At 42.5% G+C, this 22,595-nt stretch carries 12 protein-coding genes and 3 pseudogenes; 1 reads left to right on the plus strand and 14 read right to left on the minus strand.

Going from position 1 to position 22,595, the window contains the following annotated elements; genetic code table 11:
* Positions 1–7 precede the first annotated feature (7 nt).
* The 11 genes and pseudogenes from JCM10512_RS13100 to JCM10512_RS25100 form a co-directional block, all read right to left on the minus strand.
* Positions 8–1,371 (minus strand): annotated as a pseudogene (locus JCM10512_RS13100) (sigma-54-dependent transcriptional regulator).
* Entirely contained in the window at positions 1,340–2,185 is an 846-nt protein-coding gene (locus tag JCM10512_RS24025) for a response regulator (protein ID WP_244437203.1), read from the minus strand. The pseudogene JCM10512_RS13100 and the gene JCM10512_RS24025 overlap by 32 nt, the downstream one beginning before the upstream one ends.
* Before the next feature lie 6 nt (positions 2,186–2,191).
* Positions 2,192–3,657 (minus strand): annotated as a pseudogene (locus JCM10512_RS24625) (sensor histidine kinase); the annotation flags it as partial.
* Between the two features lie 99 nt (positions 3,658–3,756).
* A complete protein-coding gene (locus tag JCM10512_RS13110) occupies positions 3,757–6,777 on the minus strand; it encodes a glycoside hydrolase family 2 protein (RefSeq protein ID WP_044163707.1) in 3,021 nt (1,006 codons plus the stop codon).
* A gap of 37 nt (positions 6,778–6,814) precedes the next feature.
* Complete coding sequence (locus JCM10512_RS13115; protein ID WP_369346476.1) at positions 6,815–8,350, minus strand: alpha-d-galacturonidase; 1,536 nt, start codon at positions 8,348–8,350, stop codon at positions 6,815–6,817.
* A gap of 130 nt (positions 8,351–8,480) precedes the next feature.
* Complete coding sequence (locus JCM10512_RS23085) at positions 8,481–8,852, minus strand: SGNH/GDSL hydrolase family protein (RefSeq protein ID WP_200869102.1); 372 nt, start codon at positions 8,850–8,852, stop codon at positions 8,481–8,483.
* Positions 8,853–8,891: 39 nt separating this feature from the next.
* Positions 8,892–10,133 (minus strand): rhamnogalacturonan acetylesterase, encoded by a 1,242-nt coding sequence (locus tag JCM10512_RS13125; protein WP_044163709.1) that lies wholly within the window; start codon positions 10,131–10,133, stop codon positions 8,892–8,894.
* Between the two features lie 21 nt (positions 10,134–10,154).
* Positions 10,155–11,975 (minus strand): polysaccharide deacetylase family protein, encoded by a 1,821-nt coding sequence (locus tag JCM10512_RS13130; protein ID WP_439644377.1) that lies wholly within the window; start codon positions 11,973–11,975, stop codon positions 10,155–10,157.
* A 106-nt stretch (positions 11,976–12,081) separates the two neighbouring features.
* Positions 12,082–12,336 (minus strand): beta-xylosidase family glycoside hydrolase, encoded by a 255-nt coding sequence (locus JCM10512_RS13135; protein WP_044163711.1) that lies wholly within the window; start codon positions 12,334–12,336, stop codon positions 12,082–12,084.
* A gap of 68 nt (positions 12,337–12,404) precedes the next feature.
* Positions 12,405–14,564 (minus strand): glycoside hydrolase family 2 TIM barrel-domain containing protein, encoded by a 2,160-nt coding sequence (locus tag JCM10512_RS13140; protein WP_439644379.1) that lies wholly within the window; start codon positions 14,562–14,564, stop codon positions 12,405–12,407.
* Positions 14,447–14,686 (minus strand): hypothetical protein, encoded by a 240-nt coding sequence (locus tag JCM10512_RS25100; protein WP_439644378.1) that lies wholly within the window; start codon positions 14,684–14,686, stop codon positions 14,447–14,449. The genes JCM10512_RS13140 and JCM10512_RS25100 overlap by 118 nt, the downstream gene beginning before the upstream one ends.
* Before the next feature lie 276 nt (positions 14,687–14,962).
* Between JCM10512_RS25100 and JCM10512_RS13145 the strand changes: the two genes are divergently transcribed.
* Positions 14,963–15,610 (plus strand): hypothetical protein, encoded by a 648-nt coding sequence (locus JCM10512_RS13145; RefSeq protein ID WP_148298394.1) that lies wholly within the window; start codon positions 14,963–14,965, stop codon positions 15,608–15,610.
* Here JCM10512_RS13145 and JCM10512_RS13150 read toward each other — a convergent pair.
* The 3 genes and pseudogenes from JCM10512_RS13150 to JCM10512_RS13165 form a co-directional block, all read right to left on the minus strand.
* Positions 15,585–15,872, minus strand: a complete 288-nt coding sequence (locus JCM10512_RS13150) for a carboxypeptidase-like regulatory domain-containing protein (RefSeq protein WP_148298395.1) — start codon at positions 15,870–15,872, stop codon at positions 15,585–15,587. The genes JCM10512_RS13145 and JCM10512_RS13150 overlap by 26 nt on opposite strands.
* Before the next feature lie 203 nt (positions 15,873–16,075).
* Positions 16,076–20,342, minus strand: a pseudogene (locus JCM10512_RS25105) (hybrid sensor histidine kinase/response regulator transcription factor).
* A gap of 746 nt (positions 20,343–21,088) precedes the next feature.
* Positions 21,089–22,531 carry a sialate O-acetylesterase gene (locus JCM10512_RS13165; protein ID WP_044163717.1) on the minus strand — a complete coding sequence of 481 codons (1,443 nt, stop codon included), beginning with the start codon at positions 22,529–22,531 and terminating at the stop codon, positions 21,089–21,091.
* Positions 22,532–22,595 lie beyond the last annotated feature (64 nt).

Genomic DNA, 22,595 nt, shown 5'->3' on the forward strand with positions numbered 1-22,595 from the left:
TATAAGCTTATTTTTTTCCGGTACTCTTGTTCGGGTACAACTCCGTTATGCCGTATTTTTTCAATTTGGCATACAACGTAACACGGCTGACGCCAAGCAATCGGGCGGCTTCTGTCAGGTTACCCTTTGCCTTTTCCACTGCCAGCCGTATCCGCCCGATCTCTTGCGTATCATCTCTTAAAGACAGGGCCGGACTTTCTTTCTTCTCCTCATACAGAGTATCCTTTACGGAAGTCATTTCGAAGTGTATATCCATGTCTTCTCCCGACAATAAGGGATGCTCCGATACCAGCACCGCCCGCTTCACCTTGTTCCGCAGCTCCCTGATGTTGCCCGGCCACGGATATGAGAGTAACAACCGCTTTGCCCCATCACTGAATCCTGCCGTTTCCCGCCTCAGTTCTTTGGAAAAACGTTCCCGGAAGAATTCGGCAAGCGGCAGGATGTCTTCCTTACATTCGGCAAGGGAAGGCTGGCGGATTTCAAATTCGTTCAGGCGGTGATACAAATCCTCACGGAAACGTCCTTCCCTGACGGCTTTAGACAGGTCTTCGTTTGTGGCGGAGATAATGCGTACATCCGCCCTCTTTTCCCGGTTGCCTCCCACAGGCATATATGTATTTTCCTGCAAAACGCGCAGCAACATGGATTGTACCTCGAAAGACAACGTGCCGATTTCATCCAGAAACAGTGTGCCGCCTTCCGTCCTGCCGAAATAACCTTCCCTGTTGGTATCGGCTCCGGTGAACGCACCTTTTACATGCCCGAAGAACATGGACGGGGCAAGTTCCCTTGGTATCACGGCACAGTTCACGGCTACAAAAGGCATCTGGCACCGCTCGCTGTATCCGTGTATACTTTGCGCCACCGATTCCTTTCCGGTACCGTTCGCACCAAGTATCAGGACTGATATATCCGTGGGACCAACCAGCCGTGCCATCTTGTCCACATAAAGCGCCTGGCAACTGATGCGTTTAAATAGCGATTTTCCCCGGTTGCGCACGGCAGACGGAAGCTTCAACAAGTCATGTGCCAATTCCAGCAATCGCTCCCTGTACACGGGCTTGGGCAGGTAATCCGCCGCTCCCAATTTGATAGCACGCACCGCATCGGGATAAGAAGCGTAATCCGTCATGATGATAAACGGAATGCGTATCCTTTCTTTTACGATCCATTCCAGAAAAGAAATCCCGTCGCCTTCCGGCAGACGGACATCCGAGAAGATAAGATCAAAAGATCCTTTCCGTATATGCCCGCGGCGACCGGCTCACCCATGGCAGTCACCACTTCATATCCATCCATCTCCAGCCACTCTTTCTCCAACATGGAAAGGGAAATATTATCTTCCACTATCAGTATTTTCCCGTTCATCGTCTATCCTCTGTATTTCCGCTACGGCTTCATCCGCTAGCATCCTTAGATGGGAGACAACTTTTGCTGTCTGCTCCCATAAAATATTTCTATTTTTTCCTGTATGCAGCAAAGCCCGGTAATCGAACAGGGGTTCTTCGGCCTTCACCATTTCCAGCACAGGCAGCATCCGGTGTATGATTTCCCGCATCTTTCCCACATTCCCGGCTTCCATGGCTTGTTCCAGTTCCGCTATATTATTTGCAGACTCCCGGACAAACGTTTCAAGCATTTTACGTTTATCCCTTACATCCGTTGTCAATGCGGAAAAGTCCGCCATCATCGTTTTTTCTTCAAATGTCTGCATAGTAGATGAAAGCAAAACGAGCAGTTCGTTCATGGAAAAGGGTTTATAAATGCAGGCAGTAAAACCGACCTGGAGGAACGATCCCTTTTCTTTGTCACCACGTGCTGTCATCGCAACCACAGGGATCGTCCGGGAATTGCCGATAGTGGAGCCGCGCAGTAGCTTCAGCAGGTCGAAACCGTTTGTACCTGCCATCTGTATGTCGGTAAGCAACAGGTCAAAATCCGTCGTCCGCATCTCCCTGACCACTTCCTGCACATTGCCGCATGCCCGGCAGGATATTCCGCTCCGCTCCAGCATCTCCTTGACGATTTCAAGCTGCATCGGATCATCGTCAATGAGAATGACCCGTCCCGGAGGCCGCAACGGACAATTGGGGGTAGCAGGCTCTTCTTCCCCCGCTTCCGCTGTTTCCGGAAGAGGGAGACTGACTAGAAATGTACTGCCTTGTCCCTTACGGCTTGTCACCGAAATCGTCCCATCCAGCAGACTGACCAAGCCCCGGGTAATGGCAAGCCCCAGGCCGAAGCTTCCGCATGCGCAGCATCGTTCCCCCGTTCGAACGGATTGAATATCCTGTCCAGCTGCTCCCCGCCCATACCGATTCCCGTATCACTGATTTCCAGCAACAGCATCCCGCCTTTGTAGGTAGCGGTAAAACGTATGGTGCCCGTATCGGTAAACTTTACGGCATTGACCAGCAGATTGTCCACTATCTGTTCGATACGGTCGGTATCTCCCGATACAACCACATCCGCACCGCTAAATTCATGTGCAAATAAAAGTCCCTTGTCGTTGACAGGCTGGCTGTGGATCGAAGCGATGCGCTCCAACAATTCGGACAAATGGAAAGGCACGTCATTCCTTATTTCTTTTGCTTCGTTCAGCCGGTAAACGTCAAGCAGGTTATTGAGGAGGTGGAGGATATGCCTGCACAGGATGCGGATATTATTCAGGTGGGCATTGCGCTTTTTCCTGTCGCGTGTGTCCATAGACAGTTCAGCATTGCCGGAAATGGCATTCAGCGGCCCGCGGATATCATGGGAGAGCGTAAGGATAATTTTCTTTCTCATCTCCAGCATTTCCCTGTTTTTCCTGATCAGCCCTTCACGCCGCCGGATATCACGCCGTATAATAAGAAAAAAAACAAACAACGACATGATTGCTGCGGCAATAACACCCGATAAGAGATAAAATGACTCTTCCTCCATCTCCTCCACTTGCTCTTCTTTGTGCAGCAGAATGGTTTCCGACTGTTTGTCCAACCGGTTGATTACTCCCATGAGCTGGCTGTTCAGTATCCTGTTTTTTTGCCTCAGGCTGTCCGTTAAAGTCCCCAGGCTTCGTGCACGGTTCCGCTGCATCCCGATAAGTTGGCTGTTCAGCGCATATAACGGGCCGGGAGAGGCGAACACATGCACGGTCTTCTTTCCTCCGAGCCATCCGGCAATCCCTTTCTTTTTTCTGACAACCGCTTTAGGACAGGTTGCCTGACGCGTCAGAACCGGAAGACGGTGCACCAACAAGTTGTCTGCCGTCTCTTGTTCCTGCAGCGTTTCCACAATATGTTGCAGATATTTCTCTTTGTCGGAGAGCAAACAGCGTAGCGTATCCAATTGTCCCGGGAGGATAAGACAGTCGCCGTAACGGCCTAATGCAGCCAGCAGGCTGTCCGTGTGCAGGCGAAGGCTAGTGTATTCTTTATAGTCCAGACTATCCCAACTGATGACAGATTCACCGTACATGGCAAGTTCCGCAATAGAACGATGCACTTGCTGCATCCCTCTCCGGATAGCTACAAGACCGTCACTGCCTGCCTCTATCTCCTTTATCCGATGCCGTTCACGCAACAGGATCACCGACATGCAGCCAATGACTGCAAAGACGATAACGTAACCTGCCAATATCTTCAGTTGCAATATCCTGTTATTGGTTAACATTTTTCTCTTTTACATATTTAGTCGTCCGTGCAGTGCTGTATACAACTAGCTTCCCAGTTATCATCTTCCAGTTACCAAGTCAAGCTCCTCTACAATCCGTTACAAATTCTCCAGGAACTCAATCTCAACAATTCTCAACTCATTGTTCGCCTTATCACCATCTTTCGCCTTAAAGAGATCTAGTTCGCCCGCTGCAGGAGCTGCAACTTCCACAATACCACTGAAGGAATCTTCTTCTTTATTAGCATCTGTCAAGCGGACAGTTACGAAGCGTCCTTTGGTTGCAGCAAAAGGAATACAGATGTAACCCAAACTTTTGGAAGTTTCTCCTTCATAAACCACCCTATCATCCACCAAGATCTGAATTGGATACGAACGCATCCTCCAGCCGGTAAGTTTCATTTCCACTTGATCGATTGTGGCATCATGAGCCAGTTCAAACTTTATCCAGCCTGTAGAGAGTCGGCCGTCATTCCGCCATTCGGAAAGTTCGTTATCATCAAAGGCATTATATACTTTGTCTTCATTCGCCCCTGCCGTCGCACCTACTATCTTCACAGCTTTTCTCAAGACTTTAAACGATTCACCTTTCGGAGTCTCCCCCCGCATAAGATTCACCGGCTGATGTTCCCCCGAAATATAAGTAGAGAAACCGGTTTTAGTCTTGAAAGGGACAGTTTGCAAATTAATTGTAGCTGTGGACAGGCTATCGGAAGTTGCAGTCAACCTAATCTTGCCTGCTTTTCCGGTAGAACGAATCAAAACACGATTCACACCACATTCCACAGGTAAATCCTTTGAAAGGACATAATTCCCCTCATCGCCTTTCGCCAGTCCTCCAAGCCATTCCGCTTCACCCTGCAATTCAAAGTGAATTTTATTGTTTGCCAGCGGGCAACACCTGCCTTCCTTATCCGTTACTTCTATTTCTATCAAAGCCATATCCGCACCGTCCGCCTTAAATCCATCAGGAGCAGTTATCGCCCTCATCTTTATAGAATATGGCTCACCGACTGTCTCCTTCTCTGCCCGGCTTAAGACGGTCCCCGTATTATCATAACTAACTGCCTCAATTACACCTTTCTCCCATTTTATATTCGGAAAAGTAAAAAGGAAATGGCTACTTCTTTCGCCCAATCCCAAAGACTTCCCATTAACAAAAAGTTCCACTTTCTCACCCGTGGATACAACATAGATATCCTTCTTAACCGAAGAATCATAATTCCAATGTCCGCAAATATATGTACTCTCTTGCTCCGTATCCACCCAACCGTTCCACATCACTTGGTGAGCATAGAAAGCATCTTTGGGTATACGCATCGCGTCCACAACACCACTACGACGGTAATTTTCCGCACCACGAAAATGTGTATTCGAATCGTGAAAATGAATTTTCAGACCACCGGAACTCACACGGGTTCCCGTTCCGGGACGTACACGGTAATAATCCCACCAGCGTGTAATCAACTCTTTAAAAAATGAATCCTGATTCCGGTTGTAGGCAGAAGCATCGGCAAGAGGTTTGGCCGTATTGGTAATCGTAGAGCGATAATATTTTGACCCCTCCCCATCCTTATGGAAAGGATAAGAATAATCGTCCCAATATTTACGCAGCGCTTCATCACGACAATACTCAGTAGCAAACATCGGAATGTGTGCGCTTTTATTAATGTAAAGCATCTCACCACCATATTCGGCTATCTTGCTATCCAGCATTTCACGCGAACCTATAGCACGTCCGCCATAAGGATCGTATTGATCACGAATAATTTTCATCTCAGCCATGTGCTCTTCACTGATATTATCATTTCCACATTCATAGAAAATAACAGACGGGTTATTCCGATTGTAAATAATGGCATCACGCATCAATTCAACTCGTTGCTCCCAACGTCTGCCTGTAACATCTTTTTCTGCATCTCCGGCAGGCATCAATTGCATCAATCCAACCCGGTCACAACTTTCCACATCCTGCTTCCAAGGTGTAACATGCATCCAACGCACCGTATTGGCATTGCCCTCCACCATCATCTTGTTGCTGAAATCGCTGAGCCAAGCAGGTACGGATAACCCCACGGCCGGCCATTCATTACTTGTACGCTCTGCATAACCTTTTATCTGGATCACACGGTCATTCAACCAAATCTGACCATCGGCAAAACGGGTCTTACGGAATCCTGTACGAGTTTTGACGACATCTACCGGATTACCATCAATTTTTAGAATTGTATATACGTTATAAAGGTAGCCATATCCCCAACTCCAGAAATGCAGATTTCCTACACGGTCACTAACCTTTATATTTTTCGTTTCTCCCGCCGCAATCGTGACTGGTTTGCTCTCTGCCGTTTTTATAACTTTTCCATCTAAATCTTCCAGCTGCATTTCCAAAGTAAATGTCTTACCGACTTTAAACTCGTTACGCACTTCCGTATTGGCAAAAATCAATGCGTTTTTCTTTGTTATGTCAATCTCACGGGCATAAATATACGTCCCGGTCGTTTTCAGGTTACTATAAAGAGGCAAGGTCTGATAGAGTTTCGATGTAACATGCAAATAGACATTTTTCGGAATACCTCCATAATTGGCATTAAAATTCATATCGTTCCACTGATAACCTGAACCGGTGGCACGTTCCTTGTATTTCCACGAATTATCAATACGTACGGCTATGACATTTTCCTTATCAAAATTTACAAAATCGGTAATATCAAAGCCAAAAGCCATGACCCCGTTTTCGTGTATACCTACTGACTTTCCATTTACATAAAATTCTCCACCAAAACGGATTCCTTCAAACTCAATGAAGATTTTTTTTCCAACAGCAGCTTTCGGTAAGCGGAAATGCTTGCGATACCAAACAATCGTATCTGTATGCTCATAGATGGATACACGAAAGGCTTCATCCTCATTAAATGCATGAGGCAGAGTCACCATTTTCCATGCTTTATCGTTGAAATTTACGCTTTGCGCATTTTTCACATCGCTGATTTGCAATAGCCAATCAGAGTTAAAGTTATATTTCACACGCTCGTTACTTTTAAAAGTCGGTTGTGCCCAAAGATTTGCAAGCAAAAAGATGCTAAAGCAAAAAGATAAGATGATTTTTTTGTTTTTCATATTTAATTTTTTTGATTATTATTATTATATAATACTCCTACTTGCTGTTATCATTAATTTCAACTAAATTTTCAGTATTCTTCACTCTTTTAAAATAGTGAAGTACTTTTCCTATCTTTACATTGTTAATTTCAACATTACTAATTGGCAAACGGGCATCCCCTTTCAGTTCGTAAACAACATTAGTACTATCGCAGGTTACATTTTTCAAAACGATATTATTAATACGCGTAATACGCGTTTCATATGTGGGTACAAGATCTTTCCATTGGTAGAGCACATCGGTGTCAATCTCAAACAAGCATTTTGTAGTACCGGAATGTACATTTTCCATATAAATATTTTCGATGAACCCGCCGCGACGATGGTTTGTTTTTATAAAAAAGAATCGATTCACATTATTCGGCGCCGTACAGTCGTGCATATAAACATTGCGTATGCCACCCGAGATTTCACTACCCACAGCCAACAACGCGTGTCCCTTAAGAATAGTACAATTACGCACGACTATATTTTCAGTCGGAGTATTAAGTCTCCAAGCATCACGGTTACGCCCGGCCTTGATAACAACTGCATCATCACCTTGATCGAAAGTACAGTTTTCTACTAAGAAGTCCTTAGTCATTTCAAGGTCAATTCCATCATTGTTATGTCCGTGTGCACGGACATCCAAATTACGGGCAACTCCATTCTCACACATATAAATATGAATTGTCCAAAACGGACTTTCCCTGATTTTGAAACTGTCAAGCAAAACATTCCTGCACCGGTTGAAATGAATCAGATGCGGGCGGAGATTATTTTCATCCTTTGCCATTTGCCGTTTTTCAACAGGTACATCAAAAGATGCCATATCATACAGTTTTTTCAAAGCGTCAAGATGTGGTTGTGGTCGTTTAAACCAGGTTCTCCACGTTTCCATTTTCGGTTTTAACATACCCCTACCGGTAATGGCAATGTTTTCGCAATTAAAAGCATAGAGCAAAGGCGAATAGTTATAACATTCCATACCCTCCCACGAAGTCATTACGGCAGGCAAATAATCGGACGGATTATCCGAAAACAGTAACACCGCCCCTTCCTCCAGATACAAATTGACATTGCTGAGGAAATGAATAGGTCCGGTCAGCCATTCACCTGCAGGCACAACCACACGCCCCCCACCCGCCTTATTACATTCTAAAATGGCTTTAGCAAAAACTTTCGTATTATCAAATTTACCTCCCGATTGAGCTCCGTATTTTGTTATAGGAAAATCTTTTTGAGGAAAACGGAAAACACGAATCAATGGCATCGAAAAAGGGGCATCAACAGCCAATAAGTCGTAAGGCAAGAGTTCCTTTTCAAGAGGAAGTTTAAGTTCTCTGATGCCATCTACAGCTAACTGTGCAATAAATGTCGCACCAGAAGCGTTCAAGTGCGTATCATCTTGTTTCCCTTTTGGAAAACGTTTATGTACCCCAGCATCAAACCAAACAAAGAGCTTTTTTGAAGTAGAGTCGCCAAGTTCTTGTATTTTCACCCGTGATTTAGCCTCCATATCTATAAGTGGAACGTTTAATTCCTTTGCCAAAGAACGTACTACACCCGGATATTCCCCATGGTATCTAGAAGAACGCCTTTATCATCAAACTTTCGACGAACAATGGAAGTCATCAGTATAGGATTGGCACCTTTTTCTTTTGTTTCACGCATAAAACGAGTTAGATTCTCCCGATATGCACCCTGAGGATCAGCATATACAGAAGGCTTCTCTTTTTTTCATCATTGTGTCCAAATTGGATGAAAACATAATCGCCCGGTTTCAGCCGTTCAACAACTCTCTGCCAACTCCCCTCATCTATAAAGCTTTTTGTACTTCGTCCATTTTGTGCATGATTTTCAAACTTGACATTTGCCGTATCAAAAAACAGAGGGAATGCCATCGCCCAACCTCTTTCCGGATTATCAGTCGTATCTTTGGGTGCCATCGTTGAATCACCAATAGTAAAAACTGTTATTTTACTTTTTGTTGTAAAAGAAAGGCAAATAAAAGCGAATGCAAAAAGGGCTGTAACAGATATTTTTTTTAGCATAATCATTTCCTTTAAATGTAAAATCACTATTGGAGTATTTCAGTTTCCATCCGGTTTCTCAATTTCATACAATGGAGCTAAATCCCAGTGAAAGGTGTTAAATTCGTCCGGTTTGGCAGGATCGATTTTTTTGTATTCGGGCAAAATATGTTTTAACAAAGGAATTTTACTATCTCTGATTCCACGTAAAACACATTGAGCGACTTCATAAGCGCCAAAAGCACTGAAATGTGTATTGTCGGCCAGAGCCTTTGTCTGTCCGGGAAAAGTATTTGCAGGATAATGAACGAATGCTTTCTTGGAATTCTCCGTGCCAAACGCCTCGTAGAGCACGGCTGTCATTTGCGTAAGGTCAATCAGCGAAATATTTTCTTTCTTTGCCAGCCAGCGCACCGCATCATCGTATTCACCGTGAGTATCTTTAATTCTTCCATTGTCATCAAACTGACGTCGGGAAGTAGGTGTCACCAATACGAGATTGGCTCCTTTATTTCTTGCTTCGTCAATGATTGTTTTCAGGTTTGTCACAAAAGAAAAATACGCACCCTTACCTGCACCACTTTCTTTTTGGTCATTATGGCCAAATTCAATGAATACATAGTCACCTGCTTTCATTTTCGAAACTGCTTGCCGCAACCGCCCTCTACCAATAAAAGAGCCTGCTGTTTCTCCACTTTCAGCGTAATTGGCAATTGCAATGCCCGTGTCAAAAAAGAGGGGAATCATCTGTCCCCAACTTGCCCAAGGCTCACGGCTTTGATCAACCACCGTACTGTTACCGCAAAGATATACAGTGACGACACTGTCGGCTGCCGGTCGGATACGGATACTTTGGCACAGGGGTGTATCTCCATTAAATTCGAGTGTAAGACGGTCATCCCAAGTCATATAATCTTTTTCACGATCTTTTATTTTCACCGAGTCCCCGTCAGAGATACGTGGCGTACGCTTGTTGACGACAAAGGACTGTTCCACGAATTGACCTTTTTTCGTAACCAGACGTTGGACGAACAGACGGCGGTTTTCAGCGCGGACGGTAGTTACCCCCGCCTGTTTCTTGCCACCGAGCGTTACGGTAACAAGATAATTCCCGTCAGGCACTTTCACCGAATAAAAAAAAGGTTTCTTACCGCCTTTTAGCGGAGTGGGCACAAAATCATATCCATATCCTCTTACATCGGAATAACGGGCAGTGTCCGTTAGATGATAAATTTCATCCGTTTTCTGCGCCCGCAAACATACTGCCACAACCAACAACAAACTCAAAAACAAAACTTTCATTTCTTCATGCTTTAAATTATTCTATTTATTTATTACCTCTACATCAATTTTGCCACCAAAAGGATCAAAGTCAAAAAGTGCCTTATCTTGAAGTATTCTCACTTTTAATTTTTTCTTCCCTTGACGGACTGCAACTTTCTTTATACCCTTCCGTCCAATGACAGCGGTTAAAGGTTCGGTGAAAAGGTTTTTATCCAATGCCAACCGTGGAACGACGCTAAAGCCTTTATCCGTTTTTGCCACATCACAAGTTACCGCTTTTTGTTCCTTTACATAAGCGGCAACTTCGCGGAAAGTTCCCACCCATATCCTGTCTTCCAGTGTCTTCACCTTTTTCAGATACTCCCAAAAGATACCCGCATCACTGAAATGGTCATAGCCGTATGTTATCCCGTGGGTCATAGTCACTCCCCAACCTTTGTTCCCGAGTAGGTCAGCCAAACGCCTGTCCAGATTCTCCCTGGTACTTTTTCCCCCGACCGAAAATTGCAGGGTGCGTGTTCCGATCCGGTTTTTCTCTGCAAAAGCAATGGTTTCGTTGTTTTTGGCATTTCCGGGATAGCAGAAAGTGCGGGGGAAAACACCCGTATTCTGAAAAATAACAGTATCGTTGTGCTCTAATTCATGGTGCAATTCCTCCGGAGAAAGTTTTGTCACATTGCGGTGAGCCCAGCCATGACTGGAAATTTCGTGTCCCTTGTCCGCCATTTTCTTCATCTGGGACCACGTCATACGTGCAAATCCCCGCTGATAAGTTGTGTCGGCTATTGTCCGACCATTCACCCAAAATGTACCTCTGAAACCGAGTTTCTCCATTGCAGGAGCAACCAACGAATAATGTTCCGCCAATCCGTCATCAAAGGTGAAGCTGATAGCGCAGGCCTTGTCATCCTTGTATCTGGCGACGCGAAAACCTGAGCCATTCAGTATTAATATTTTATCTAAAGTCTTATAGACTTTCTTTCCCAAATATTCCGCCGATTTTTCATTAAAATGTGTCCGGTCCTTTTGTAATTCCTGTGCGGACATATCAATGAGATAAGCATTAGGATCTTCATTGGCTATACGTTTCATGGCAGCATCAATTTCAGGCTTGTAATGACGGTTCGACTCGGGAATAGAGCCAAAAACAAAGGGTAGTTTTGAATAATCCTTTCCCGTTTTTTCGGTCAGATGATTACGCACATAAGCAATCACTGCTTTCAGGTTATCGTAATATTTTCCGGCATACCGGTCATCACTCTCTCCCTGATGCCACAGAAATGCATCTATCTGATAACCTCCTTCAAGTTTAGACAATGTAGAATCAATCGCCGCATCAATAGCATCGGTAAACGAGAGCAAGAGTGACTTTCCCTTCTTTTCAAAAGAAACGGTTTTCTCAAGCCATTCCGTATTTGCCGACCAGTACCGGCCTTTAGCAGTGTCGTTGGGATATTGTATGGAAGTTCCTCCAACCACATACTTCACGACATAAAAATTTTCCTGTAGGACTTGTTCCAGAAGATAATAGGTTACCGCGTCATACGTCCAGAAGCCTTCTGAAATCCGGCCTTTGGGAAAATAGGGTATAAAATGCCCATCATTACGATTCTGAGAGATTTTACAATATTTATACGCACCATCCTTAAAATAGACAGTGTCTATTGCCAATTTTTTTATATACTCCGGTAGAAGTTTATTGCTTACCCGACCATCGGTATTTGACTGTCCTGCCGTAATAAACACATGAGTATTTTTTTTCTGTGCTGAAACCAGAAAAACAAAAAACAGACAAAAGATTATAAATAAAGAATTCTTTTTATTCATTTTATTGGTATGAGCCCACTTGAAAAAGTACATTTTGGCACTTTTACCCCCTTTAAGAAGCGCTCGTAGGGCGTTAATTTATAACAAAAAAGACTTTTTCAAGTGGACTCTTGGTATTTATTCTTCAAATTATTATTAATTACTGAGCTTTATATTCAAACCAATCATAAGAAGCTTCATTTTTTGATGGCTTACCGTTACTTGTAGCATAAACTCCAATGCCCGGACCATTGAATTTATTGAATTTGTTATCTGAAATAACTTCTAAGCTTTGTATTACACCGATATTTATCATTTTTTCAGACGTTTCCCCAAAACTGAAATTCACATCCAAGCCCTTTGCCTCCACTTTCAGATAAACATCTTGCTTGTTATAAGGAACCTGTTTAGTCATTTCCTTCTTTCCAATTATCACTAGAGCAAAGAGAGGATTAATAAAAAAAATCTCGTATTCACTTTTATTTATTTCGTTTCTAAATTCATTTCCACATTTTTCAATCCTGCCACACTCGCTTTAATCTTCACTTTACCAGCGGATTGTGCAGAACGGAGAACTGCCATGGCAAAACCATTGTGCAACTGTCTCTTATTGCCCGCAAACAATTCATTGCTTTTATGGTCGCCGTTGTCCACTGCAATCAGGCGGGCTGGGCCCGATACATCAAAAACAACTTCTCGCGTAACAGTAGGGACTTTACGACCTTTGTTGTCTACTGCACATACCTTTATATACTGCAAATCCATACCATCCGCTACCCAATTATTGTTTTCCGGTTCAAGACGCAAAGCGACAGCTTTTCCGGTTGTTTCCAATTGATGGCGGGCTACTTCTTTGCCATCAATACGGGCAATGGCGGTTATCTTTCCTTCCACGTATGGAATATTCTGCCAGAGAATTTGATTACGTTTACTAACATCTTTAAAATCATTCTTCTTTATACCAAAGGACTTCCCGTTCACCAAAAGTTCTACTTTATCGGCATTGGTAAAAGTAAAAACATTATATAGTTTTCCCTCTTCCCGATTCCAATGGTCAGATATATTCAATGTTCCAATAGTTTGCTCATTCCATTCCATACTCTCAGAGGCCTTGTCTACGATACCTATATATACCATAGACTCATCGTTAAAAGCACTCTTTATCAGGTATGCCTGAGGAAAAGGATTTAGCGCATGGTCAAAATAAGAAAAACTCCAACCTTTGTTGGGCCAACCTCTTGATTCCCCCCAATATTCTATTGCCCCCCAATAAGCAAGTCCTACCATTTTTTCCCTATCCATCCCAAAATATGGTGCAAGTCGTTCATTCGTAGTAGCCTCGCTTTGGTAAATAATCATATCGGGAGCATGTTTTAGATATTCCGAATAATTCATCCAACGGTAATTGAAACTTGCTATATCGGTGACGGTAGCAAGTTCGGGCGGAAGTATTTTTGTATTAAAGTCCAAATCGTTCTTAGAAATGCCACCCGCACGGGAAGGATACATCGCTACTGTAGTCTTGCGGGTAGGATCATACCGTTTTACCAGTATGTCAAGCATCCGGTAGGTGGTTACTCCCCAGTCGCCTGTAGGGAAACCTGCTAAGTCTTCACGCATCTGTAGTTCATTGCCGAGGCTCCACATAATGACGGAAGGATGATTCCTGTCGCGCTTTATCCACTCAGGTATATTTCTAAAAACAATATCAGTCCAAGGTACACGTCCCGCCCAATAATCTTTATTACTCCATTTATCGTAAAGTTCATCAGTAATCAAAATACCATATTTATCGGCAAGGCGCAAAAACGATTCGGAATATGGATTATGGGAAGTACGTATGTGGTTGTATCCAAACTCTTTCAGCTTCTTGAACATACGCTCAATAGCAAATTCGTGGGCAGCCGCTCCAACCGCCCCCAAATCGTGATGGTTGGCAACGCCTTTGAGGAAAACCTTTTTCCCATTCAATCTGAATCCGTATTCTTTTGAAAATTCGATAGAGCGAATGCCGAATTTCTCCGTTACGTTATCTATAATTTTTCCGTCCAGCGACAAAGAAATTTCAGCGGTGTAAAGATTCGGATGCTCGCAATCCCAAAGTTGTGGATCAGCAACATTCACCACGGGTAATGGTACTTCATCCGTTTGCTTTTTTGACCTTTTAGGAGCTATGGTTTTAGTTTCACCTACCAGCCTCCCACCAGGAGAAAAGATCTTAACCGAGATTTCCATATCCGCACTTTTCCCCCGAAAGCCCTCAATTTCCACCTGTAGATTTACTTTAGCATTTTCGGCTGAAATCTCCGGGGTGGTGATAAAAACCCCATGCCGTGCAACGGAAATAGAATCCTTTACAATTAAATGTACATCCCTGAACAATCCGCCACCGGTATACCAACGTGAGTTTCCACGAGTACTGGCATATACAGCTACAGCATTGTCGCCATCGTAATTAATACGCTTGGTGATGTCTGCTTCAAAGCCGAGGTAACCGTAATCGGTACCACCCACTTTTTCTCCATTCAGATATACGTCTCCATTGAGCATAATACCTTCAATATCAAGCAAGACGCGCTTTCCTTTCCACTTAGGATCGGCTTTGAACGTTTTACGGTACCAGCTTCTCCCATTGCCTTGTATCCGCGCTGACTATTTCCCGATTTCTCCCAAGGCATTTCAATTTGAAAATCGTGTGGTAAATCAATGCTACGCCAACTATTGTCATCGAAATCAATAGCCGGTGCATTTTCCACGTGGCCCAAATTAAATTTCCAATTGAAATTGAAATTAAATTCCTTTCTGGATACATTCTGTGAAAAAATACATACAGAAACGAATGTATAAAAAACAAGAAAACATATTGCCTTCATAATCATTACATAAATTTGAGAACTTAAAAAGAAGGAGAGAGTTTTGGTAACTACTCAGGTCCTTTAAAATAGAAAATAGTATTGTAATTGGTGTTGGTGTTGATATCCGGTTGATAATCTATCGGTCATTTTTTCTTCTTTGTTTGTATTGGTCTTTACCTTTGCACTGTGGAAGAACAATTGAATGATATCCCCTTTATCCTCTCTACTTTATATGAGGAGTTGACTTCCCTTCGCAACCAGTTTTCCAGTGTTGCAAAGGAGAAAAAGACTCTTCTCAAAGAGTTGGCTTCCAAAGATCGTCTTCTTGGTTTGAAGGATCAAGAGATAAAACGACTCACCAGTGAGAACCTCAAGCTGCAAAAGAAACTATCCTCTTTTGAGCTTCCTGTGAAGAACAGCTGCAATAGCAGTATCCCAGCCTCAAAGAATCCGATTGCAAGGGCACAGATATTGCGCACCCGTTCGCTCCGCCGGAAATCGGATCTGCCCACCGGAGGGCAGCCCGGGCATGAGGGTCACACTTTGGAGTATTGTCCTGATCCTGATGTTATTCAAACCCACGTGTGCGAGTATTGCAGGCATTGCGGCGGTTCTTTGTCAGGGGTTCCATCCAGGGTGGAAGGTACACGTCAGGTCATTGATCTTCCTACCATAGCTCCCTTGGTAACCGAACATCGGATTTGTAGCAGAGAATGCACTTGTGGACACATCAATAAAGCGGATTTTCCTGTGGATGTTCGTTCCAGAATATCTTACGGCCCCCGCATACAAGCGTTTATCTCTTACACTAACACCGTTCAATGCATTCCTTAAATCCTATAAAGCTAATGGAGATGATGCCATTTTTAGGCACATTGTGCAGAGTGAATTTTCCGTCCAGATCGGTAATGATACCATTAGTTGTACCTTTCAACAAAATACTGGCACCTATAATCGGCTCACCGACATTATCCGTTACAGTTCCGGATATTGATTTTCCCTGAGCAAATAATACGCAGGGGCTATACAATAAAGCAATGAATACCAATTTTAAACAATTCGTCCCTATGACAAATATCTTTCGTCTTTTCTTCATGTTTTCCATGTGAATTTAAGAGTTAATAAATAAAAGATTAACTAAAACTAAATGAGCTCTATTTAGTTACGAGACAAAAGTATAAAGGAAATGCTGGCTTGGCAATACCTGATACTGCCATATAGGTGGAGATATGTACGTCTTCGTGGAAAGTCGTACACCCTTTTTTTAAGTTGTACGATAATACAGGCTTTTGAACGGCACTATTCTTTCGTAGGTTCTTTATCTCCCCGAAGATAGGTGGATGGAGATACACCGAATAGTTCTTTAAAATAGCGACTGAAATAATGCGGATCTTTCATTCCAACTTTATACGTAATCTCACTTACGTTATAATGCCCGTCTTGCAACAGTTCTACAGCCTTCTTCATACGAAAGATACGCATATAGTCATTGGGAGTATATCCGGTAACTCCTTTCACCTTACGGTAAAAAGCGGTACGCCCCATCTTCAGCTCAGTAGAGAAGTCGTCTATTGAAAAGTCAGGATTTTCCAGATGCTGTTCCATAACGGATTTAAGTTTGTCGGCAAATTTCTGATCCAACTCCGCTGTCGAAAGAATAGGATTTATCAAAGTCGGGTCTTTAGTGTATTTTTCACGCAACTTGTCGCGCTGGTCAATAAGTTGTGAAACACGTGCCAATAAAAGCTTCGGACTGAAAGGCTTGGTGATATAAGCATCAGCACCGCTCTTGGTCCCTTCCAGCTGATTCTCCGCCGTACTCATAGCGGTCAGCAGGATAATTGGAATATGGCTGGTATCAAAATTACTTTTCAAACGGCGAGTCACATCAAAACCGTTCATTCCCGGCATCAACACGTCGCAAATAATCAGGTCGCCATCAAATGTTTGTGCGGACTGCAATCCGGAAAGTCCATCGAATGCCGTGGTCACTTCAAAATAAGGATCCAACTCCGTAACAAGGAATCGGCTTACATCGCTATCATCTTCTATGATGAGAATTTTCCGCCTGTTCACAGACGGTAGTTGCTGCAATGGAACAGGAGTTTCAGTTCTAACGTCGCTTCCTTGGCTTGCATTTAAATTCTCACCTAAAGCACTACGATTCCCAAGCGGGGATACTGCAGTTTGCTGCTCAGGAAACTGCACCTGCTCCAATGGCAGGCTGACAGTGAATACGGAACCGCCTCCCTTCCTTTCCTTGTATGTGATGCGTCCTCCGTGTACATTGACCAATTCATATGTCAGGTGCAGGCCGACTCCCATACTGTCATGCGAGAAGCTGCTTTGCATAAAACGTGAAAAAAGCTCACGTTGCTTCTCTTTGGGAATGCCAATGCCCGTATCACTCACTGAAAATACCAATTGGTGATCTGCTTCTTCCACATTGACAGCAAACGTAATACTACCCCCATCAGGCGTATATTTACAAGCGTTGGAAAGAAGGTTATACACGATTTTATCCAACTTCTCCCTATCTACATACATCTGATAATGAGGTTCGGACGGCTCAAACGCATAACTGATTCTTTTGTCGCCGGCAGTCTCTTCAAAGCTGAGCCAGATTTCCCGGAGGAACGGAATCACATCCGTTTGTTCCGGCATCAATGTCAGTTTATTACTTTGCATTTTACGAAATTCCAGCAGTTGATTAATGAGCCTTAGCATCCGCTCAGTGCTCTTGTGCATCAAGCGTACCGGATAAGTCATTTCCTCCGATACGGGTCCTAGATCTTCGATCTTTTCCAACGCCCCTCTTATTAAAGTAAGCGGAGTGCGAAATTCATGAGAAATATTTGTAAAGAACATGAGCTTATAATCAGTAAGCTGCTTTTCAACCTCAATACGATTGCGCAAGGTATTGAATTTCCTCACAATACGGAAAGTCACATACAGTACCGTACAAATAATCACAAAGTAGAGCATATAGGCTATGGAAGATCTCCAGAATGGCGGTTTAATTGTTATCTCAAGTATAGTCTCAGTCTCACTCCATATACCGGCAGAATTACATGCTTTTACATGTAGACGGTAAGTGCCGGGAGCCATCTTTTTATAAACAGCGAAATTCAAAGAAGAAGGCTCGCTCCAGTCCGTATCAAAAGGTTCCAGTTTATATGTGTATTGAGATCCGTTGGCCACCGAATAATCAAATGTCGAAAATTCAACGACAAATGAATTTTGATAATGCATTAGTTCAATCTTATCCGTATAAGCCAGAGCGTGCATCAAAGGGGAATCTCCCTCGCCAGGATGCATAGACACACCATTCACTTTAAAATTAGTCAATACGACATGCGTAATAGTTTGCGGCGAAACGATTTTCTCAGGATCAATAATGACCATTCCATAATTGGTACCAAAAAGTAACCGCCCATCAGAAAGTTTGGCTACCGTACTCTCACTGTATACATTTCCTTGAACTGCATTGGAAAAAAAGAAGTTTTCAAATGTCCGGGTCACCGGCAAAAAACGTGAAATACCATATTCCGTAGCAATCCAAAGTCTTCCTTCGTCATCTTCCGCTATAGACTGGACGACATCATCTACCAATCCGTCTCCCTTCGTGAAATGAGTAAAAGAAAGATTCCCATACCCCTGATTCGGCTTACAATAACTCAAACCTCCGCCCTGTGTGCCAACCCATACCTGGCCCTTGCTATCACGCATAACATACTTTACCTGATTTGCAAGTAATTTTCTATTCCCGTAACTGTAATGGAAATAACGATGAGGACGTGCAATTAGTGTATCGGGGTGAAATACGTAAAGCCCATCGGATGTTCCGACCCACATATAGCCTTTCTCATCACCCATAATGCACCTGATGTTTTTTGCGTCTACACTATGTGTTAGAAAACGGCGAAAGACATATTTATCACCATCCGGCAAGGTGAGGTTTAATCCACCCCCCATAGTTCCTACCCACATCCGCCCTTTATAGTCACGGAATATCTCAAAAACTTTTTCTCCCGAGAGGGACTGCCAGTCACCGGCTGGTTATTATACCAATGGCCATCAATGCAAACGCCATGCCAACGGGTACCCAACCATATTTTCCTTTTATCATCTTCGTACATGCAGCAAATACTTGAAGGAAAATGCTGGGTTTGCATTTTTTTTCGAGGCGTCCGTCATATTGAAATAAATCACCGTTACGGTTTCCTATCCAAACGTCACCATCACGAGTACAATATATCAGACGAATAGCATTCGTATTGTTGATGACACCCTTATCTTCGGGATAAAGACGCATCGTCCGTTCGTTCTGCACAGTAAGGTGAACAATACCCGCCGATTCAGAGGTAATCCAGATGTCTCCCGAACGATCTTCCATAACAGAAGCCAGGGAATTGGAGCATATTTGATTAAAACTCCCTACCGTATATTTGAAGTGAGTGGTGGTATCCTTAACTGGGTCATACACATAAAGCCCATCTCCGAAAGTTGCCATCCAAAGCCATCCTCTCGAATCCTGCATGGCCCGAAGCCATTCCGATGTCACTAGGTCACCAATAGCAACATGAAAATCTTTTATTTTCCCAGTGGTAACATTGAAGTACCGAATCAGTCCTCTGTCATTATAAATCCACAAGTTACCCTGTTTGTCACAAATACTCCGGCCATTAGGAATGTCCAATTTCCCCGATTCTTTCTGTCTCTCATCATGTAAGCCGAAAACGTATCCTCCCGAGGAAGTCAGGAGAACCCAATCGTCATGTTGCATAAAACTGGCTGTAACCGTTTTTCCGTGATTTCCAGTTCTCAACTGCCCAACCAACCTTAGCTCTTTTCCATCCGGTTTTACTTTATATATATGTAAATCACAAGAAAGCAGGAAAACATCATTCCGGTAAAACATTACATCGGTAAAGTCTATACCTGTAGCTATGACACGGGATTCTTCACCCACAATACATACTAAACCTTTGTCCGTACAAATCCAGATTCTCCCATCGGCATCTTCTTTCAACTGTTTCACCCAGTTCGAAGGCATCTTTCCGTTCTCCTTATTAAATACCACTGATTCAAACCGTCCATTCTTAAAAGAGACTTTTCGTGCGCCAGTCCTGTGATACCACAGCCAAGTGTTTCCATGGGTCGTTTCCGTTCGAAAGGCATATTTATCCTCATGTGCCCCACACCCTGTATAATCAACAAAACATTCGCGGCTCAAATCATAACAGCTGAAATACTCAGGAGCAACCTTGATCCATAAAAAATGATTTTTATCTTCACTGACTTCCCTGACATGACGACCTGCTAATGAAATTTGATCCCCTTTCTTCGGGCGAAATGTAGCAAAAGAATAACCATCATAACGAGTAAGCCCATTCAACGTACTCATCCATAGAAAGCCTTTACTATCTTGGAAAATATGACGTACAAAATTATTCCCCAACCCATCGCTAGAAGTCAGAAAAGCAGATCGTACATCAACAGAGGCACGGACCATTCCTATTATAGGATTAAAAAGAATAAGCCAAAATAAGATGAGGTTTTTCATATGATATTAGCTGATTTCAACGCCAAAATTACACAAATTATGATTTATCAACGCGAATAGATAATGAAAAAGAAAGAAACAAGCACAATAACTACCAAAAATATCAAAACAAATAGTCCTAAAATAACCATCGTCAATAGTATAATAAGTATTTCCACAATGATTTACCGAGGTTCTATAATGGTATAACTCATTTTCTTTAATGATTATCCAAAACCATTTTGGTTACAAGCTAACTCAATTTGGTTACATACAATTTGGGTTTAAATTACACTCCCACTTTAAAAAAATCATTGCAGTCTATCTTTATATTTTGCATAACAATGTTCATAACCCTCGAAGGCAGGTTGGGAATATCCTTTAAGATCATAGAATAGCTTCCAGGAAGTGATTGATATAAGCGATCCAATATCTCCCACGACATCTTCTACCCGCAGACATTCGTAATTCTGATGCGTATCTGGACGCATTTCAAACAGCAGAAATCCCCTTGCCCCGTCAATTTCTATTCTTCTGAAAATTACATTTCGATTATGAATAGATTCACTACCACAAGTCAACGCACTATGACAAAACCCGAACTTACAGTCTTCAATGATGACATTGCTGTTTGGTCCGTTATTTTCGTCTTTTCTGGCAATGGAACTTTTGGCTACTATCAGCTATATAGCCAACCTTAAGTTCAGAATTTAGAATATTTCTTATATTCACCTCATTATAAATTGTTTATATATTTCACAACAGCTTTACTTACTTGTCCTAAATGGTGATGCCGGAAGCCCTTCTTTATTGATCAAATTGGGCATAGCTATTTCGTCCCATCCAAACCGAATTTCTACTGGTACATTCTTATTGTTTCCTCTTAAGATTACAATCTTATCATTTTCAATAGTGGCATTTACTTTAACAAAGACCCCTTTCTCATTTTTCATATAAAACCAATCTGGATCTTTACCGTTATTTGTAGTGAGTCCTGATCCCGTATAATCAAATTCAAGTATAACTTTATCCTCACTTATTGTCATCGTCTTATAAATTGGGCCACAATAAACCAGATTTCTCCAGCCATAGTCTTTGACTAAAGCCCAACGCGCAAGTCTATCTGCAATTATCCATTTATATGAAGGGTGAATATCTCTTGGATTATCAACCAGATCGGTTGTCACTACCATACCTGTACGAGAAATACTCATGCATGAAGTTTGTGCTTCCCAGACATTTGGTAAAGCATCCCATGTTTTAGGCAGTAAATCTCTTTGTTGTGAATATGCAAATGGAGCTAATTGAACATAATAGAATGGCAGATTATTGTCATTCCATGCAGAACGCCAACTCTCAATAAATAACTTTTTCTTATCCGCATAGTTTCCACGATCTCCTTCTATCACGTTTGTTTCACCTTGATACCAAAGAAAACCTCTTAGCGAATAAGGAACCATGGGCCTTACCATCTTATGAAATCTCTCGCCAATAACTACATTATTCAATTTATTATCAACCACCTTACTTCTAAAAACAGCAGAGTTCTGATAAGCTTCTTCGGGTGTCCATGTTTCTATTGGTGTACCACCCCAGGAAGTAGAAATAAAGCCAACTGGAACATTCAAACTATCCACCAATGTTTTTGCGAAAAAATATCCTATAGCTGAAACAGGTTTCAGCGTTTCTTCGTCTATCATTTGCCAGCCTTTGGACGGTAGTGTATCAGTATTTAAGTTTTTCTCGACATACAAAACTCTTATAGTCGGTTCTTTAGCACTTTTATATTTTTTATAAAGATAATCAGGATCACCTTTCTTGGGCTTAGCGAACTGTGGATGATTGTTCATGGAATATTCCATATTTGATTGACCTGACACCAACCAAACTTCACCAATCAAAATATTCTTCAATAATATCTTATTGTTTTTACCTTGAACTATTAATTGCTGAGGTTTATTAGTCGCATTAAGTTCGTCAAGTTGAACTGACCAATTCCCATTTTCATCTGCTTTTGTTTTCTTGTTTTGTTTTTGAAATTTGACCACGACATTTTCAGCCGGAGCAGCATTTCCCCAAATAGTCACTTTCTTTCCCTGTTGGAGTACCATATTGTCTCCAAGCACTTTCGGGAGACTTACTTGTGAAAATACTGTTAAAGGAACAATGATTATAAATAGAATGACCGATAAATATAAAATCTTTTTCATCACAAAATTTAGTGTTTAATGAATTAGTGTTTAACATAAACAAAGATATCAAATAATGGAAAAA

Source organism: Bacteroides reticulotermitis JCM 10512, from assembly GCF_000517545.1.
Classification (GTDB): Bacteria; Bacteroidota; Bacteroidia; order Bacteroidales; family Bacteroidaceae; genus Bacteroides; species Bacteroides reticulotermitis.

Coding starts and splice junctions, on each gene's coding strand:
- JCM10512_RS13110 (WP_044163707.1), bottom strand. CDS start 6,777: ATGAAAAACAAAAAAATCATCTTATCTTTTTGCTTTAGCATCTTTTTG.
- JCM10512_RS23085 (WP_200869102.1), bottom strand. CDS start 8,852: ATGCTAAAAAAAATATCTGTTACAGCCCTTTTTGCATTCGCTTTTATT.
- JCM10512_RS13125 (WP_044163709.1), bottom strand. CDS start 10,133: ATGAAAGTTTTGTTTTTGAGTTTGTTGTTGGTTGTGGCAGTATGTTTG.
- JCM10512_RS13130 (WP_439644377.1), bottom strand. CDS start 11,975: ATGTACTTTTTCAAGTGGGCTCATACCAATAAAATGAATAAAAAGAAT.
- JCM10512_RS13135 (WP_044163711.1), bottom strand. CDS start 12,336: ATGACTAAACAGGTTCCTTATAACAAGCAAGATGTTTATCTGAAAGTG.
- JCM10512_RS13150 (WP_148298395.1), bottom strand. CDS start 15,872: ATGAAGAAAAGACGAAAGATATTTGTCATAGGGACGAATTGTTTAAAA.
- JCM10512_RS13165 (WP_044163717.1), bottom strand. CDS start 22,531: ATGAAAAAGATTTTATATTTATCGGTCATTCTATTTATAATCATTGTT.